Source organism: Microcoleus sp. AT8-A3 (assembly GCF_036705675.1).
Taxonomy (GTDB): Bacteria; Cyanobacteriota; Cyanobacteriia; order Cyanobacteriales; family Microcoleaceae; genus Microcoleus.
Map to the genome: position 1 here is coordinate 39,124 of NZ_JAUBVD010000026.1, position 15,354 is coordinate 54,477.

Annotated in this window: 13 protein-coding genes; 8 read left to right on the forward strand and 5 right to left on the reverse strand. The window is 45.7% G+C overall.

Features of this window, described 5'->3' with window-relative positions:
* Positions 1-297: 297 nt before the first annotated feature.
* Positions 298-1,827 carry a YifB family Mg chelatase-like AAA ATPase gene (locus QUB51_RS16675; protein ID WP_333054521.1) on the reverse strand — a complete coding sequence of 510 codons (1,530 nt, stop codon included), beginning with the start codon at positions 1,825-1,827 and terminating at the stop codon, positions 298-300.
* 265 nt (positions 1,828-2,092) lie between these two features.
* On the opposite strand from QUB51_RS16675, the gene QUB51_RS16680 reads away from it, so the two are divergent.
* On the forward strand, positions 2,093-2,440 hold the full coding sequence (locus QUB51_RS16680; protein WP_190657440.1) for a histidine triad nucleotide-binding protein: 348 nt from the start codon (positions 2,093-2,095) through the stop codon (positions 2,438-2,440).
* A 674-nt stretch (positions 2,441-3,114) separates the two neighbouring features.
* On the forward strand, positions 3,115-4,197 hold the full coding sequence (gene psbA / locus QUB51_RS16685; RefSeq protein WP_333160757.1) for a photosystem II q(b) protein: 1,083 nt from the start codon (positions 3,115-3,117) through the stop codon (positions 4,195-4,197).
* Positions 4,198-4,292: 95 nt separating this feature from the next.
* Here psbA and QUB51_RS16690 read toward each other — a convergent pair whose 3' ends face one another.
* Positions 4,293-4,469: a hypothetical protein gene (locus QUB51_RS16690; RefSeq protein ID WP_333054517.1), complete on the reverse strand. Its 177-nt coding sequence runs from the start codon at positions 4,467-4,469 to the stop codon at positions 4,293-4,295.
* A 64-nt stretch (positions 4,470-4,533) separates the two neighbouring features.
* Here QUB51_RS16690 and lnt point away from each other — a divergent pair, with 64 nt between their 5' ends.
* Complete coding sequence (gene lnt, locus QUB51_RS16695; RefSeq protein WP_333054558.1) at positions 4,534-6,342, forward strand: apolipoprotein N-acyltransferase; 1,809 nt, start codon at positions 4,534-4,536, stop codon at positions 6,340-6,342.
* Positions 6,343-6,408: 66 nt separating this feature from the next.
* Here lnt and QUB51_RS16700 read toward each other — a convergent pair whose 3' ends face one another.
* Positions 6,409-7,314 carry a bestrophin family ion channel gene (locus QUB51_RS16700; RefSeq protein WP_333054515.1) on the reverse strand — a complete coding sequence of 302 codons (906 nt, stop codon included), beginning with the start codon at positions 7,312-7,314 and terminating at the stop codon, positions 6,409-6,411.
* Positions 7,315-7,689: 375 nt separating this feature from the next.
* Here QUB51_RS16700 and QUB51_RS16705 point away from each other — a divergent pair, with 375 nt between their 5' ends.
* Complete coding sequence (locus tag QUB51_RS16705; RefSeq protein WP_333262017.1) at positions 7,690-9,810, forward strand: DHH family phosphoesterase; 2,121 nt, start codon at positions 7,690-7,692, stop codon at positions 9,808-9,810.
* Between the two features lie 106 nt (positions 9,811-9,916).
* Here QUB51_RS16705 and psb30 read toward each other — a convergent pair whose 3' ends face one another.
* Positions 9,917-10,057, reverse strand: a complete 141-nt coding sequence (gene psb30 / locus QUB51_RS16710; RefSeq protein ID WP_333054512.1) for a photosystem II reaction center protein Ycf12/Psb30 — start codon at positions 10,055-10,057, stop codon at positions 9,917-9,919.
* Between the two features lie 1,209 nt (positions 10,058-11,266).
* Between psb30 and ltrA the strand changes: the two genes are divergently transcribed.
* From ltrA to QUB51_RS16730, 4 genes are all read left to right on the forward strand, one after another.
* The gene (gene ltrA / locus QUB51_RS16715; protein ID WP_333262014.1) at positions 11,267-13,114 is read left to right on the forward strand and encodes a group II intron reverse transcriptase/maturase; all 1,848 of its coding nucleotides are present in this window, start codon (positions 11,267-11,269) and stop codon (positions 13,112-13,114) included.
* 158 nt (positions 13,115-13,272) lie between these two features.
* The gene (locus QUB51_RS16720; RefSeq protein WP_333054511.1) at positions 13,273-13,641 is read left to right on the forward strand and encodes a YkgJ family cysteine cluster protein; all 369 of its coding nucleotides are present in this window, start codon (positions 13,273-13,275) and stop codon (positions 13,639-13,641) included.
* 162 nt (positions 13,642-13,803) lie between these two features.
* Positions 13,804-14,127: a hypothetical protein gene (locus tag QUB51_RS16725; RefSeq protein WP_333054510.1), complete on the forward strand. Its 324-nt coding sequence runs from the start codon at positions 13,804-13,806 to the stop codon at positions 14,125-14,127.
* A gap of 230 nt (positions 14,128-14,357) precedes the next feature.
* Positions 14,358-14,645, forward strand: coding sequence for a YggT family protein (locus QUB51_RS16730; protein WP_333054509.1), 288 nt, complete (start codon positions 14,358-14,360; stop codon positions 14,643-14,645).
* Positions 14,646-14,869: 224 nt separating this feature from the next.
* Here the strand turns inward: QUB51_RS16730 and QUB51_RS16735 are convergent, their stop codons facing one another.
* Positions 14,870-15,301: a hypothetical protein gene (locus tag QUB51_RS16735; protein WP_190657424.1), complete on the reverse strand. Its 432-nt coding sequence runs from the start codon at positions 15,299-15,301 to the stop codon at positions 14,870-14,872.
* Between the last annotated feature and the right edge of the window lie 53 nt (positions 15,302-15,354).

The following is a 15,354-nucleotide window of genomic DNA, read 5'->3' on the forward strand; positions in this document are numbered from 1 at the left end:
CTTCAATACCCCCTCAATCCCTTCGTCCCCCTCTGCTGCGACTTCGTATGTTTAGAAGCAATTTAAATCGCCGAATCAACTGTTAAATACCCAACTTCTTTAAGAAGTCGGGGATCGGGGGATTGTGTCTTTTGAGCCGCTGCTGACAAGCGAATTTCTTCATGTGGTACCCGCCACGTGATTTATCCGTGGAATCAATCCCAAATCGAAAATCGAAAATCCTCCAGAAAGAGCATTTATCCGTGGGGTCGCCTCTAAAATCTAAAATCTAAAATCTAAAATCTAAAATCGATTGACTTACTGCATTCGATCGATCGTCCGATACTGCACCGCCTCCGCCACATGATTCGTTTTCAAGCTTTCATCCCCCGACAAATCAGCAATAGTTCTAGCAACCTTCAAAATGCGATCGCTAGCCCTCGCCGAAAGCCCCAACTTCCGAATCGCCATCTCCAATAAATTCCGAGAAGCATCATCCAACTGACACCATCTGTTAATGTGACTGCTTTGCATTTCCGCATTACAGCGCAAACTAGATTCCGACTGAAAACGGCGAGTTGCGAGCTCTCGCGCCCGCTGTACTCTCACCCGCACCGGTTCCGACTCCTCCCCCGTCGGCTGTCGCGTAATTTCTTCGGGTTTCAAACGATTTACGGCCACTTGCAAATCAATCCGATCCATCAAAGGCCCCGAAAGTTTTGCCCAATATTGCTCCCTCTTTTGCGGCGAACAAGTACACTGTTGAATCGAATCCCCGTAATAACCGCAAGCGCAAGGATTCGTACTTGCAACTAAAGTGAATTGAGCCGGAAACATCACCGATTGTCTAGTCCGAGAAATCGTCACATAACCATCTTCCAGTGGTTGCCGCAAAAACTCCAAAACATCTCTTTTAAACTCAGTTAATTCATCCAAAAAAAGAATGCCGCGGTGTGCTAAAGAAATTTCACCCGGACGGGGAAAACTGCCGCCACCTACCAAAGAAGGGCCAGATGCCGAATGGTGAGGACTGCGAAAAGGTCGATCGCCCACCAAGCTTCCCTTATCCTTCAACAACCCCGCCACCGAATGAATCTGAGTCACATCCAAAGCTTCATCAAACGTCAGCGGCGGCAAAATACCAGGCAAACGCCTCGCCAACATAGTCTTACCGCTCCCTGGCGGCCCCACAAAAATTAAATTGTGCCCCCCCGCCGCCGCAATTTCCAAAGCCCGCCGCGCGTGAATTTGCCCCTTTACATCCTTTAAATCTAAACCCGAAAACCGCGTTTTTGCTAACTCTTCTCGACCGTTTACTTCTACAGGCGAATAAACTTCAGGATTGTTCAAAAAATCAGTAACTGCAAAAATATTCTCAAAACCATAAACAGATATTCCGTGCACCAAAGCCGCTTCTTGCGCGTTACCAGCCGGTACAACCAACCCTGAAATACCCATTTTTTGAGCAGCAGCGGCGATCGGCAAAACCCCAGCCACAGGCCGTAAACTCCCATCTAAAGAAAGTTCCCCTAAAAACAAATAATCTCCTAAAAGTTGACCGCTGACTTGTTCTGATGCTGCTAAAATGCCAATGGCGATCGGCAAATCAAAACTCGGCCCCTCCTTCCGCAAATCCGCCGGAGTCAAATTAATCACAATACTCCGCATCGGAAAAGCATATCCCGAATTTTTCAGCGTAGCCTTAACCCTTTCTTTAGCTTCTTGCACCGCAGAATCGGGCAACCCCACAACGACGATTTTCGGTAGCCCCCCTGACACATCAGCCTCAACACCCACCTTTACCGCGTCAATTCCAACGATCGATGCACTCCAAACCCTAGCAAGCATTTTTCTTTATCCTTAATTTGCCTGTCCTTGATTCATCATCTATTATGATTAACAATGACTAATGAATATCGGGAGAGGCAAGAAAAACTTTTCCTTGCCTCTTCTTTTTCTCCTCTTCCCTCTCTCCTGCTGAGTCTTCCCTCTTCCCTCTTCCCCTTCTCCCTTCCGCCTTCTGCCCTCTTCCTTCTGCCCTCTTCCGTCAAACTCCATCCGTTAAATCCGTTACATCCGTTACACAATCCGTTGCCGAACTTCGTTAACACCCATGACAACTCAAGAAACGCTTTTCAGCAAAATCATCCGCAAAGAGATTCCCGCAGACATCGTTTATGAGGACGACTTGGCCCTCGCCTTCAGAGATATCAATCCGCAAGCGCCCGTCCACATCCTCGTCATTCCCAAACAGCCTATTGCCAAATTAGCCGATGCCGAGTCGGAAGATCATGCTCTCATGGGACACCTGCTGCTGACTGTCAAGCGCGTAGCAGAACAACTCGGACTTAGCAACGGCTATCGCGTCGTCATTAATAGCGGCAGCGACGGCGGCCAAACTGTAGACCACCTGCACCTTCACATTCTCGGCGGACGGCAGATGAAGTGGCCCCCAGGCTAAAGCCTAATTTTTACGCATAACTTGCGGATTCATCCTCAGAAACCCGGTTGATGTCTATTGCCCAGCGCCTCAGAAACCGGGTTTCTTTTTTCGTCAATAAACCCGGTTGATTGGCTCTTATTGAGAATAGACTTGAATTGCAAAAATAATTAGGACGGGCTAGAAGCCCATCCCACAAATTTTTTTTCTTGTGGGATGGGCTTCTAGCCCGTCCTAAAATTTAATTAAAAGAACTGTTGCAATCTTGTCTAATGCAGCCCGATCGCACTAGAAACCCGGTTGTCAGTATTCTCCCGATAAAAATTTACCCTCGCAGAATCCACCGGGTATATGTGAATAAATATTAAAAATCCTCTCCCCCAGACCTAATTAAGAGATATTTAAATAGAAAGAGAATCGACCTGAACAAAAATAATTTGATGGAGCTGCTGAACCAAGCTACAGACAATAGATTCAGTTCTTCTGACCGCTGTATTTAACTCGTTTGGTGTGTAATTTTACTTTGTAAAAAACTACAAATATTTACTAATAATCAAATTTTTGTAAAAGTTTGTAAAATTTTTGAATTGTCAGCAGAAATCCCTTGGCAAACTTTAGTGAATGGTGTTACTAATATAAGCGTGGGACATCCCCACAATGAACCTTGAAAATTCAATTAAGCCATCATAAACCAAATGACAACAACCGTACAGCGTCGCGAAAGCGGCAACGTTTGGGAACGCTTTTGTGAATGGGTCACAAGCACTGAAAACCGGATTTACATCGGTTGGTTCGGCGTCTTGATGATTCCCACCTTGCTGAGTGCCACCATCTGCTACATCATCGCCTTCATCGCTGCTCCTCCAGTGGACATCGACGGCATCCGCGAACCAGTAGCTGGTTCCTTGATGTACGGCAACAACATCATTACTGGTGCTGTTGTGCCTTCATCGAATGCGATCGGGCTTCACTTCTATCCCATCTGGGAAGCAGCTTCCCTCGATGAATGGTTGTACAACGGCGGCCCCTACCAATTGGTAGTATTTCACTTCCTGATTGGCATTTTCTGCTACATGGGTCGTGAATGGGAACTGTCCTACCGTTTAGGTATGCGTCCTTGGATCTGCGTCGCTTACTCTGCACCTGTTGCAGCAGCCACCGCAGTATTCTTGATTTACCCGATCGGACAAGGCAGCTTTTCTGACGGTATGCCCTTGGGTATCTCCGGCACCTTCAACTTCATGATCGTGTTCCAAGCCGAGCACAACATCCTGATGCACCCCTTCCATATGTTGGGAGTAGCTGGTGTCTTCGGCGGTGCTCTGTTCTCCGCCATGCACGGTTCTCTTGTTACCTCTAGCTTGGTTCGCGAAACAACCGAAACTGAATCTTTGAACTACGGTTACAAATTCGGTCAAGAAGAAGAAACCTACAACATCGTTGCAGCCCACGGCTACTTCGGTCGTTTGATTTTCCAATACGCGAGCTTTAACAACAGCCGTTCTCTGCACTTCTTGTTAGGTGCATGGCCTGTTGTCGGCATCTGGTTTACCGCTTTGGGTATTTCCACGATGGCGTTTAACCTCAACGGTTTCAACTTCAACCAATCGATTATCGACTCGCAAGGTCGCGTCATCAACACTTGGGCTGATGTCATCAACCGCGCTAACCTGGGTATGGAAGTAATGCACGAGCGCAACGCTCACAACTTCCCTCTCGACTTGGCTGCCGGTGAAGTCACCCCAGTAGCAATGGTTGCTCCTTCCATCAACGGCTAAATTTAGCTTTTGATTTAACAAAAAGCGCTCCTAGAAATAGGGGCGCTTTTTGTTTGAGCAAGTAGAATTTGAGAGATTTTTTTCGGTTAAATCCGTTAAATCTGAGATGTTGCACCATTCTCAATTAATTGTTTAGGAACAGGCTTTTCGGCCTGTTCCACAAGAAAACTAACTCTTTGTGGAACAGGCCGAAAAGCCTGTTCTTGAGAAGGGTGCAAAATGTGAGTTAAATTCATTAAATCCGTTAAATTCCGTACACTGCTCGTTGCCAAACTCCCTTCTTCCCGATCGATCTGATATATTGATTAAGAATTATTATTTTTGGCAAGCATCAAAGTGGCGATATTTAACAGGCACAAATTTGAAAAACTCGTGGTTCATAAATCAAAAACATTAGCCTGGGCGATCCCACTTTTCAGCGGCATTTTGATGGCATTGACAACCGCACCAGTAAATGCTTGGCTATTGGCTTGGGTAGCATTAGCTCCGCTGTGGGTTTTGGTTGTCAGTTATCAAAAGCCAAAAATAGAACAACAAAAACAAAAATTTCTCTTTCTTCCTTCTTTCCTCAAAATCCATCCGTTACATCCGTTACAGAATCCGTTGCCGAACTTCCTTCTTCCTTCACTCTGGGGAATTGGCTATCACGGATTAGCTTTATCTTGGATTATGGGAATTCACCCGATGACTTGGTTGGGAGTTCCTTGGTGGCCGAGTTTGGCGATCGCACTTTTTTGCTGGGCATTCATCACCCTCTGGGGAGCAGCCTTAGTCGCCGTTTGGGCGTGGCTATTTGTAATTCTCAACTCCCTCACTTTACCCAGCAAAAATCCTATTCCTAACTCCCCCCCTTTACAAGGGGGGGCTGGGGGGGGTAGCTCTAAATTTTCAGCATTAACTCGCGTTTTAATTGGCACAGCTTTGTGGTGTGCCTTAGAAAGTATTTGGAGTACAGGTTCGCTGTGGTGGACATCACTATCTTACACGCAAAGCCCGCACAATTTAGCAATATTGCACCTCGGTCAACTCTCCGGGCCCAGCGCAGTAACAGCGGCTATTGTAGCAGTAAATGGCTTAATCGCCGAAGCTTTTATTGAAGGAAGAAGGAAGAAGGAAGAAGGAAGTTCGGCAACGGATGTAACGGATGTAACGGATGGATGGAAGCAGGAGAGAGTCCGAGGTAAGAAGGGAGAAGTCCGAGGGAAGAAGTCGGTTGCTTATATTTTGCCTGCGGGTTTATTTTTAGTTTTGCATATTGCAGGCTGGAGTTTGTACAATCGGCCTTTAATTCAAGAGGCGGGAACATCATTAAAAATTGGCATTATTCAAGGCAATATTCCTAACGAGATTAAGTTTGACTCAGCGGGTTGGGGGCGCGCTTTAGAAGGTTACACCACTGGATACAAACAGTTAGCCGACAGAAAAGTCGATGCTGTGTTAATTCCAGAGACCGCTTTGCCTTTTATCTGGACAAACGAGTATCAGCGTTCTACTCTTTCCTTTTACCAAGCTATTCTCGAACGCGGCGTTGTGGCTTGGGTTGGAGGATTCGGACAGCAAGATAATAGTATCACTAACAGCTTATTGGCGATCGATCGCACTGGAGAAATTGTCGGCCGCTACGATAAACTAAAGCTAGTGCCTTTAGGCGAATATATCCCTTTTTACGAAATCTTAGGCGGGATTATTAATCGACTTTCGCCCTTAGATGCTCATTTAGTACCCGGCAATTCTCAACAATTGTTTGATACGCCGTTTGGCCGCGCCATTGTCGGAATTTGTTACGATTCGGCCTTTGCGGAAATTTTCCGATATCAGGCGGCGAATGGAGGCGAATTTATGCTCACAGCTTCCAACAATGCCCACTACAAACCGCCCATGTTGGATCAACATCACGCTCTAGATGTGATGCGGGCAATTGAGACGGATAGATGGGCAGTTATCGCAACTAATACGGGTTACTCTGCTTTTGTAAATCCTCGCGGCGAGACGGTTTGGAAGTCTGGGATTAATACCTATGAAGTCCGAGATGCTACTATCTATCGGCGGCAAACTCGGACTTTTTACGTGCGGTGGGGAGATTGGCTGACACCTGTATTGTTAGTATTAGCGGGGTTAATGCGGTTGATTGTTAAAAAAAATTAATCCGAAGCTTTTAGATTTTAGATTTTATGTACCAATCTAAAATCTAAAATCTAAAATCGAATGACTCTACTTATCTTTCACGTGTTCGTGAACGCTAGGAGATAAAGAAATTAAATCGTCGATATTGCGCTGCATGGCAGCACAAATATTGTCCAAAGGCAAATCATTGTCATCGTGCCCGAAGGGATTTTCTATTTCAATGCCGATTTCTTCGATGCCGAACAAAGTAAAACTAATTAAAGCCACAACTAAGCCGGTTCCCCAACCCAAATCTTTCACCATTTGAAAGGGGAGGGCTAAACAGTAAAGCAACAATAGTTGTTTCAGGTGAATCGCGTAAGCCAAAGGGATAGGCGTCTTCAAAATCCGCTCGCAGCCACCTAATACATCAATCATAGAGTTGAGCAACTCATTCATACCAGTTAACTGATAAACATCGAGGCAATTGCGCTCGTACTGCTCGTGCAAGTAATCCTCAATCCAAAAGGCAATTTCTAGAGGCGGATTGTTCATTGATTTGAGCTTGTGGTAGTGCGCTGGGGACATTAACGGCTCCAACTCTGGATTGACTGATTCTTGCCGCAAATGCAGTTTTAGGGCCACTGCAAAGGCGGGTAACAGGCGCAGGACTGACTTTTTGAGTTCGATATCCTGCGGGTCTTTTTCCTCAATTGCTACCCAGATTTGGCGCGCCAAATTGCGGACGTTGTTGACTAAAGTTCCCCACATTTTTCGGCCGTCCCAAAATCTTTCGTAGGCTGTATTTGTCCGAAAAACTAATAGTAGACCCAGGACTATACTGGGTACAATACTCGACAAAATTGGTAAGGAAACTGGCCACTTAAAAAAGTGCAGTAGGGAAATAAAAACTCCAAAGCCGCCGCACAGCAAAACGCGGGGCAAAATTGAGAGAATGACAGACCCCCGAACCTGTAATGCCATTTTAAACCAAGGTGGTCGATCGTCTCTCATGCAAGTCTCCTCATTAAATTAAATTAGCCTCGCCCTAGCACGGGCGGCACAACTGCCTGCTACACTTATTTCTTCGGCTCCCACCAGTCGATTTGAGATTCGAGATTTTAGATTGACTCCACAGATAAATCTGGGGCGTTTGAACTTTGGTCTAAAATTTTTTGGTCTCCATGACTGTTGGCAGGGCTTTGATCCCTATTTGGGTGCGGTGAGAGCTTCCGAAAAAAGCTTTCCTACAAACAACCTTTGGATTTTACCCAAAAAACTCATCAGCATCAATCTAAAATCTAAAACCTAAAACCTAAAATCTAAAATTGATTGACTGAGGCACTTAATTCGGTAAGATTAATCATGTATCTTTAAACCTCAGCTTCCGTGCAAGAGCTACCGACATCTGTGCCCCCGCATTTTCACCGATTGCCAAACCAACGGTGGCAAATTTATTCGCCTCAAACACAGCAAGCCGAACAGTTTGCCACTGAAATCAGTTTGTCGCCTTTGCTGGCCCAGGTGCTGATTAACCGGGGCATCGATTCGGTTAAAGAAGTGCAAGGGTTTATCGAACCGGAATCTCTGGTTTTGCCGGCGCCAATGGATGAGTTTCCAGATTTGGCTGCGAGTGTCAAATTGTTGCGGGAGGCGATTTCGGGAGGGCAAAAAATTGCGATTTGCGGCGACTACGATGCTGACGGGATGACGAGCACGGCTTTGTTGTTACGCGCTCTCAGGGTTCTGGGGGCGAATGTGGATTATGCTATTCCGAGCCGGATGCGAGAAGGTTATGGGATTAACGATCGCATTGTAGAAGAATTTCACTCGGAAGGTGTCGCTCTCATTCTCACGGTTGACAACGGAATTGCAGCCTACGGCCCGGTTGCCAGAGCACGAGAACTCGGTGTCAAAGTTATTATTACAGACCACCACGATTTGCCGCCAAAACTGCCGCCGGCTGATGCTATTCTCAACCCGAAATTAATCGCGGAATCTTCGCCTTATCGCGGTTTAGCTGGCGTAGGCGTTGCTTATGTTTTGGCTATTACTTTGGCTCAGGATATGAAAAAAGTTGGGGGGTTGGTAAATCCCCTGCTGGAGTTATTCACGTTGGGAACTATTGCGGATTTAGCACCTTTGACTGGAGTTAATCGGCGCTGGGTAAAGCGGGGTTTGCGGCTGTTGCCTCACTCGCAATTGGCGGGTATTCAGGCTTTGATTCAGGTGGCGGGAGTGCAGCCTGGAAGTGCGGAAAGTTCATCTATTCTCAACTCAAAACTCAAGGGCGGGCACGGGGGCACCGCCCCTACTCAAAATTCGTTAAAGCCTGAAGATATTGGTTTTAGGCTTGGGCCCCGGATTAATGCTGTGGGGCGGCTGGCTGACCCTCAAATTGTGATAGAGTTGCTGACTACGGACGATCGCGAATTAGCTCTTAAAAACGCGATGCAGTGCGAACAAATTAATCAGCGCAGGCAGGAGTTGTGCCAGGAAATTGAGCAGGAAGCAATTGCTTGGTGCGAGGAAAAGGCGATCGATTTGCAGCAAGAACGAGTTTTAGTTGTCGTGCAACCGGGTTGGCACCACGGGGTGATCGGGATTGTGGCTTCTCGGTTGGTGGAACGCTACGGCGTGCCTGTGTTTATCGGTACTTTTGAGGATGAGGCTGGCGAAAACGAGGCTGTAGGGACGATCGCCCATAAAATTATCAGGGGTTCGGCGAGGGGAATTCCTGAGTTTAATGTATTTGATGGGCTGAATTTTTGCGCGGATTTATTAACTAAATTTGGCGGACACAAAGCGGCTGGCGGTTTTTCTATGCCTGCTGAGAATATCGAACAATTCCGCAGCCAATTGTCAATTTTTGCCAATCAATGTTTGCAGCCGGAACACTTAAAACCGCTGGTTTCAGTTGACGTGCGAGCAGATTTGGCTGAGATTAATCTTGACCTTTACCGACAAATTGATGCTCTGGAACCTTGCGGGATTGAAAATAAGGCTCCTGTATTTTGGACGCCTAATGTTTGCATAACTGAACAGAAAATTGTTGGTAAAGGAGGTCACGTTAAATTAACTGCAACTCAAGATGGAAATGTATCGGCTAGTGTGAAGGCGATTGCTTGGCGTTGGGGCGAATATTTTCCTTTGCCTCGGCGGGTTGATCTTGCTTACCGATTGCGGGAAAATAGTTTTAATGGCAAGACATCGGTTGAGTTAGAATTGTTGGGCGTTCGGCTACCGGCAAATGCTGCTACTTCCAGGCCACCGAGGTTCGGAAAAGTTGAGTTTGATTATTGCGATCGCACTTATTCTTGCAGTCTGTCTCCCGCCGGCTCGATCGAGGAATTGAGAATTCGCAACTCTCAAGGGCAAGTTTTGGCTGTTGCACCCGGACAAAACATCGGTTTGTTAGGTAACTCCCGCAAAGATGCTAGAGAAGTCGATGTATCTCTACCTTTTTTTGAGAATTTGATTCAAACTGCTAAACACGCCCTTGGTATTTGATAAGAAAGCTCGTGCTGCTGGGAAATTTGGCGATCGAGCGTTGTGAATTTTGCCTAATTTAAAACTCAAAACTCCCAACTCTCGATCGCCGCCTAGCGTGCTATAATTACAGGTCGCCGCCTTTAGCTGCCAAGAGAAAAATCACGATCGGGCCAGAAAGCACGACGGCTGCGAGTAAAGCTACCTGAACAATGAGTTGGTAGTCTACACCACCCATACCACTGAAAAGATCGGTTATAAAGTCCATTTGTCCTCCTGACTGTAGTGATTAAGTCTAGATTGTTGCATTAGAAAATCCGCTTCTGATTTTACCGGGCGATCGACCATATTTTTTAAGGAACTTTACAAAATTCAACAAAATGTAAACTACGATCGACCTCTCAGTCATTCGATTTTAGATTTGAGATTTTAGATTTTGGATTGACCCCAGGGATAAATTCGGGGGACGCAAGGATTTTCAATTTTCGATTTTGGATTGATTCCACGGATAAATCACGTGGCGGGTACCACATGAAGAAAGTCTTGGTCACAGGGAACTGCGGACTTGATGCCCCTTCCCGGAAAGTCTCCCAAATCTCAAATCTCAAATCTCAAATCCAACCGCCCCTTCGGGATATGGGCCTCCGGCGCTGGCAATTGATATACTTGAAGAGCCCGTGCGATTCGTTTAGCCTAAACCTGAAAGGGGGATGGCTAGCTACGAGGGTAAACCCATTAGGGTTATAAACTCCCATCGTAGACAACTTACTATCCATGCAGGTGAGGAAACCTAGTCGAGCAATCTAGCTAAGACAACTAGGGGAAAGCGGGAAAGATGAAGGTACACGCCAAAAATCATAACCAAAATCCAAAATAAACCAAGTCCTGACATCATGGTGCGTGATTGAAAGCACACAAAGAACCAGAGATGAGTCTGGTTTCCTCTACACAAAGATTGACAACCTTTATGTAAAGCGAGGGTGAAAGCGGGCAATCGGGATAGCTGAATACCGACCCTGCAAGCAAAAATCCTATAACCGAATCATTGCGAGAGTAATGAAGTCGTGGGGTAGAAGCGCAAGCTAACGAATTGTCGATTCAACCGTCGTAATCAAGTACCAGAGGATATAAGCTCTCTCAGAGAAATCTGAGCTTCTGGGTCAGGAATATCTGACAAGGGTAAGGACTATCAGGATTGGACTACCGAGATAGCGCACCACCTAGAACCCCGGCGGAGAGACAAACCCTAACGGATTTAATCAATGGATAGTAGGAACGAAGTAATCCTTTTGTATGCTCCTCGTCAAATCAATTGTTGGGGTAGGCTGTCAGGCTACAAGCTACGAAAGGCTGGGATGGTTTAAGAAGCTAATGCCTAACCTGAAATAACAGGTAATGCCGAAAAAGGGATGGGGTAATGCCCAGGATATGCAAACGTAAACCGCGAAGGTGATTAAGTGAAAAGGTGTAATTAGTAATGAACAAGCCTAAATCTGATTTGGAAACAAATACAGAGGGATGGAAAGCTATCAATTGGCATCAAGCCGAAAGATACGTTTTCAAGTTGCAAAAGCGTATTTTCGCTGCTTCCCGTTGTGGAGATGTCAAGAAGGTTCGTAAACTTCAAAAGACGCTGATGAGGTCTTGGTCTAATAGGGTTTTATCAGTAAGAAGGGTCACTCAGGACAACCAGGGAAAAAAGACGGCGGGAGTGGACGGGCTAAAAAGCTTATCCCCAGCAGCTCGTTTAGAACTGGCAAGGGAATTAAAGCTAACTGGAAAATCCAAACCGACAAGAAGAGTTTGGATACCAAAACCAGGAAGTAATGAAAAACGCCCACTGGGTATACCCGTAATGTACGACAGAGCCTTACAAGCCGTAGTAAAATCCGCACTTGAGTCGGAATGGGAGGCAATTTTTGAGCCAAACAGCTATGGTTTTAGACCGGGCAGGTCATGCCACGATGCGATTACAAAGATTAAACTCTGTATACAACATAAGGCAAAGTTTGTATTAGACGCAGACATAGCCAAATGTTTTGATCGCATCAACCATTATGAACTACTTCAAAAGTTGAACATAAAAGGCAAGGTTAGGAGGCAAGTAAAATCCTGGCTAAAATCTGGAGTGATTGATGATGGAGTGTTCACTGCTACATCTGAGGGTACGCCACAAGGCGGGGTCATTTCTCCGTTAATGGCGAATATTGCCCTTCACGGTTTGGAGCAACGCATAGAAAAAGAGTTTCCATCCTATTCAAATGGATGCTTGAAAAAATCAATTTCCAGATTTGGAAAACAAATAGGCAGTCCGAACATAATTCGATATGCCGATGATTTTGTAATTCTATGTGAAGAAAAAGCCGTAGTCCAAAGATGCCGAGATATAATCTCGGAATGGTTAGATGGCATGGGCTTAGAATTAAAACCTGAGAAAACGAGGCTAACTCACACTTTCAAGGATGAATTAAGTGAGGATGGTAAAGCTGGTTTTGACTTTTTAGGTCATCACATCCAGCAATACCCTGCTGGAAAACATCGGAGCAGTTTAAATCAGCACGGTGAGATTTTAGGTTTTAATACAATCATTACCCCAAATAAGAAGTCAAGTAAGGCTCATCAAGAGGAAATCGGAAGAATCATCGAAAAACATAGGTCAACGTCACAATCGGCGTTAATTAGAGACTTAAACCCTGTAATAAGGGGATGGACTTCTTTCTATACAAACTCTGACGCTAAAACCGTTGGAGAACTTCAAAGACAAGATTATCTCACATACCTGAAACTTCGACGTTGGGCAAAACAACGCTGTGGAAATACCAATGCAGGACATCAACTGTATTGGCACTCCACTGGCGGTGATAACTGGGTATTCTCAACCAAAAAAGAGGGAGCGAATCCCCTTCGGTTACTAAAGCATAGTGAATTTGAGTGTAGCAGCACCAACTATGTGAAAGTTAAAGGGGATAAAAGCCCTTACGATGGCGACCTGGTTTATTGGAGTTCAAGAATGGGGAAAAATCCTGATTTGCCGAATAGGGTATCAAAACTCCTGAAATGGCAGAAAGGTAAATGCCCTCACTGCGAATTTATTTTCAGAAATGAAGATGTAATGGAAGTTGACCACATCATCCCCAGAGCCATTGGAGGTAAGGGTGAGTACAAAAATCTTCAACTATTGCATCGGCATTGTCACGATGTTAAAACTAAAACTGACTTGGAATTAATCAGGAAACATAACCTGGAACTCGTATCTTCAGGAAAGACACCTCCAGCAAGTCGGAAGAAGGGAAATCTCTCAAATGACAAGAGAACACCCGAGTAGCCGTGTGCTATGAAAGTAGCAAGCACGGTTCCGAATGGGAGGGAGAAGATGGTAACATCTTCTCTCGACCTTACCAAATCTCCTAAAGTTTGGCATTTTCCACATAATGCTCCGAATCTAAAATCTAAAATCTAAAATCTAAAATCTAAAATCAAACTATGGCTACTTGGCGTTGCGTAAAGCAGTGCGGTGCTTGTTGTTACCTCGACCCAACAGAGCGCCCAGACTTAGACGAGTATTTATCAGAAGACGAATTATCGCTCTATTTGAGCTTAGTCGGAGATGACGGTTGGTGTATCAATTTTGACAAAACCACCAGAGAATGCGGAATTTATGCCGATCGACCGCGCTTTTGTCGGGTAGACTCAGAGGTGTTTGAGGAAATGTACGGCGTTGAGCCGGCCCAATTGAACGATTTCGCGATCGAGTGCTGCTTGGAACACATAGAAGATTTGTATGGCGATCGATCTTTGGAAATGATCCGCTTTAACTCGGAAGTCGGAATTCTCGCCTTACCTGACAACTAACCGACTTGATGCTCATTAGGCTTTCTCTTTGCGGATGATTTTTCGCGCTGGGCATCTCAATCTAAAATCTAAAATCTAAAATCTAAAATCGTCTGCCGGTTTCTCACCGGGAGAGTGTCAAAATAAACAAATCAAAGAAATATCGCGCTGTTGAGTTGAGCCATGAGCAATCGAGAGGGTTTTACGGGGGGATTTATTGCCGGAGCCGCAGTTGGCGGCTTGGTGGGTGCCGTTTTGGGCGCGGTGCTGTCGCGGCGCGCTGCTGAAGCTTTGCTGAGTGAACCTTCAGAAGCAAAGACAAGAAAGATCCGCCAGAGGAAAGCCAGCCAACTCGAAGCCGAAGGGATGGAAGTAGCAAGGCTGAGTTTAGAAGATAAAATTGCCCAGCTCAATCAGGCAATAGATGACGTGCGGCTGCAACTCGGCGACGTAAACGGCAACGCGCCGGCGTCGGGCAGCGAGGGTTCGATCGCCCAAGACTCCTGAATCCCTTTAAAATTTTAGATTAGTCGGGCCGATCGATGGGGGCTACTGACATCTTGCACCATTCTCGCTTAACAGGCCTTTCGGGCCTGTGAAGCCAAGAGTGAATTTTATTGTGGGTCGTTACTCTTCTAGCCCGCCCGTAAACAGCCTCATGCTCCCCCTCTCCCCGACCTATGCTAAACTTTAAGTTAAAGTGTCTGTAAACTTTACTCAAACTTCAACGAGAATATATGAGTTATTCCCTAGGCCTTTTGGCAACCACGCTGTCCACATTTCTGCAAATCTATGTAGCCCTGATGATTATTCGGGTGCTGTTAAGCTGGTTCCCTAACATCAATTGGTACGACCCCCCGTTTTCAATTTTGAGTCAGTTAACAGACCCTTACCTCAATCTATTCCGCTCGATTATCCCCCCCTTGGGAGGGATTGACTTTTCACCACTAATTGCGTTTTTTGTACTGCAATTCGGCTCGGAATTCTTGATCGGTCTTTTGACCAGCCTGCAAACATCTTTGTAGTTGGAAAAGCTTAAGTTTTTCAGCATCGAGCGTAAATTGTTTGGCAGACCTAGCCGCCGGCAACTAAATTTTAGATTTGACATTTTTAGATTAACTCCCCGGTTGAAAAGCTGGGGAGTTTATCGTAAATTAGAAATGAGAAATTGCCGGCCGCTCAACAATCGAAAATCGAAAACTGCATCGCAATTTCATCGGCAGCCAACCCAAAATCTCCAAGAGTTTCGTTAGCGGCGAACCACGCCAGTAAAACCTGTAGCTTTAAATTGCTTGAGCTTCAAAGGTGTTCGTTGATTGGCGGCAACGGAAATTCTGAGCTGAAAATCGCTAACTCCGGGAGGAACTTCTTCTATAGAACCCAACCGAGTCCGGTTTTGCATCACCGGATTGTCGTCAGCATCATAAATGCGGCCGAAAATATCGGCATTGACAACTGGTTTGCCGGTGCTATTTTCAGCTTTCCCAGTAATCAAAAAGCAGGTAGCTTCCATAGAACTGCCGCTGGTGACTGTTCCTTCTCCCATTTCTGCCGGACATTCGCGATAAGAAAGGTCTGAAAGTTTAATCTGCGTCAAAGCCCAAGCAGGTGGAGTGAATACCAAACTAAAAATTCCGATTAGGCAAGTAGCAAAAAAAAGGCTGATAGCTCGAAATTTCATAAATGGGGGGGCAAGTATATTTTAATTCTCAGCTTAGCGCGAATTGGGCCTCA

What these genes read in the sequence shown, in the direction of transcription:
- QUB51_RS16675 (WP_333054521.1), bottom strand. Translation starts at nt 1,827, where the DNA reads ATGCTTGCTAGGGTTTGGAGTGCATCGATCGTTGGAATTGACGCGGTA.
- QUB51_RS16680 (WP_190657440.1), top strand. Translation starts at nt 2,093, where the DNA reads ATGACAACTCAAGAAACGCTTTTCAGCAAAATCATCCGCAAAGAGATT.
- psbA (WP_333160757.1), top strand. Translation starts at nt 3,115, where the DNA reads ATGACAACAACCGTACAGCGTCGCGAAAGCGGCAACGTTTGGGAACGC.
- QUB51_RS16700 (WP_333054515.1), bottom strand. Translation starts at nt 7,314, where the DNA reads ATGAGAGACGATCGACCACCTTGGTTTAAAATGGCATTACAGGTTCGG.
- psb30 (WP_333054512.1), bottom strand. Translation starts at nt 10,057, where the DNA reads ATGGACTTTATAACCGATCTTTTCAGTGGTATGGGTGGTGTAGACTAC.
- ltrA (WP_333262014.1), top strand. Translation starts at nt 11,267, where the DNA reads ATGAACAAGCCTAAATCTGATTTGGAAACAAATACAGAGGGATGGAAA.
- QUB51_RS16720 (WP_333054511.1), top strand. Translation starts at nt 13,273, where the DNA reads ATGGCTACTTGGCGTTGCGTAAAGCAGTGCGGTGCTTGTTGTTACCTC.
- QUB51_RS16725 (WP_333054510.1), top strand. Translation starts at nt 13,804, where the DNA reads ATGAGCAATCGAGAGGGTTTTACGGGGGGATTTATTGCCGGAGCCGCA.
- QUB51_RS16730 (WP_333054509.1), top strand. Translation starts at nt 14,358, where the DNA reads ATGAGTTATTCCCTAGGCCTTTTGGCAACCACGCTGTCCACATTTCTG.
- QUB51_RS16735 (WP_190657424.1), bottom strand. Translation starts at nt 15,301, where the DNA reads ATGAAATTTCGAGCTATCAGCCTTTTTTTTGCTACTTGCCTAATCGGA.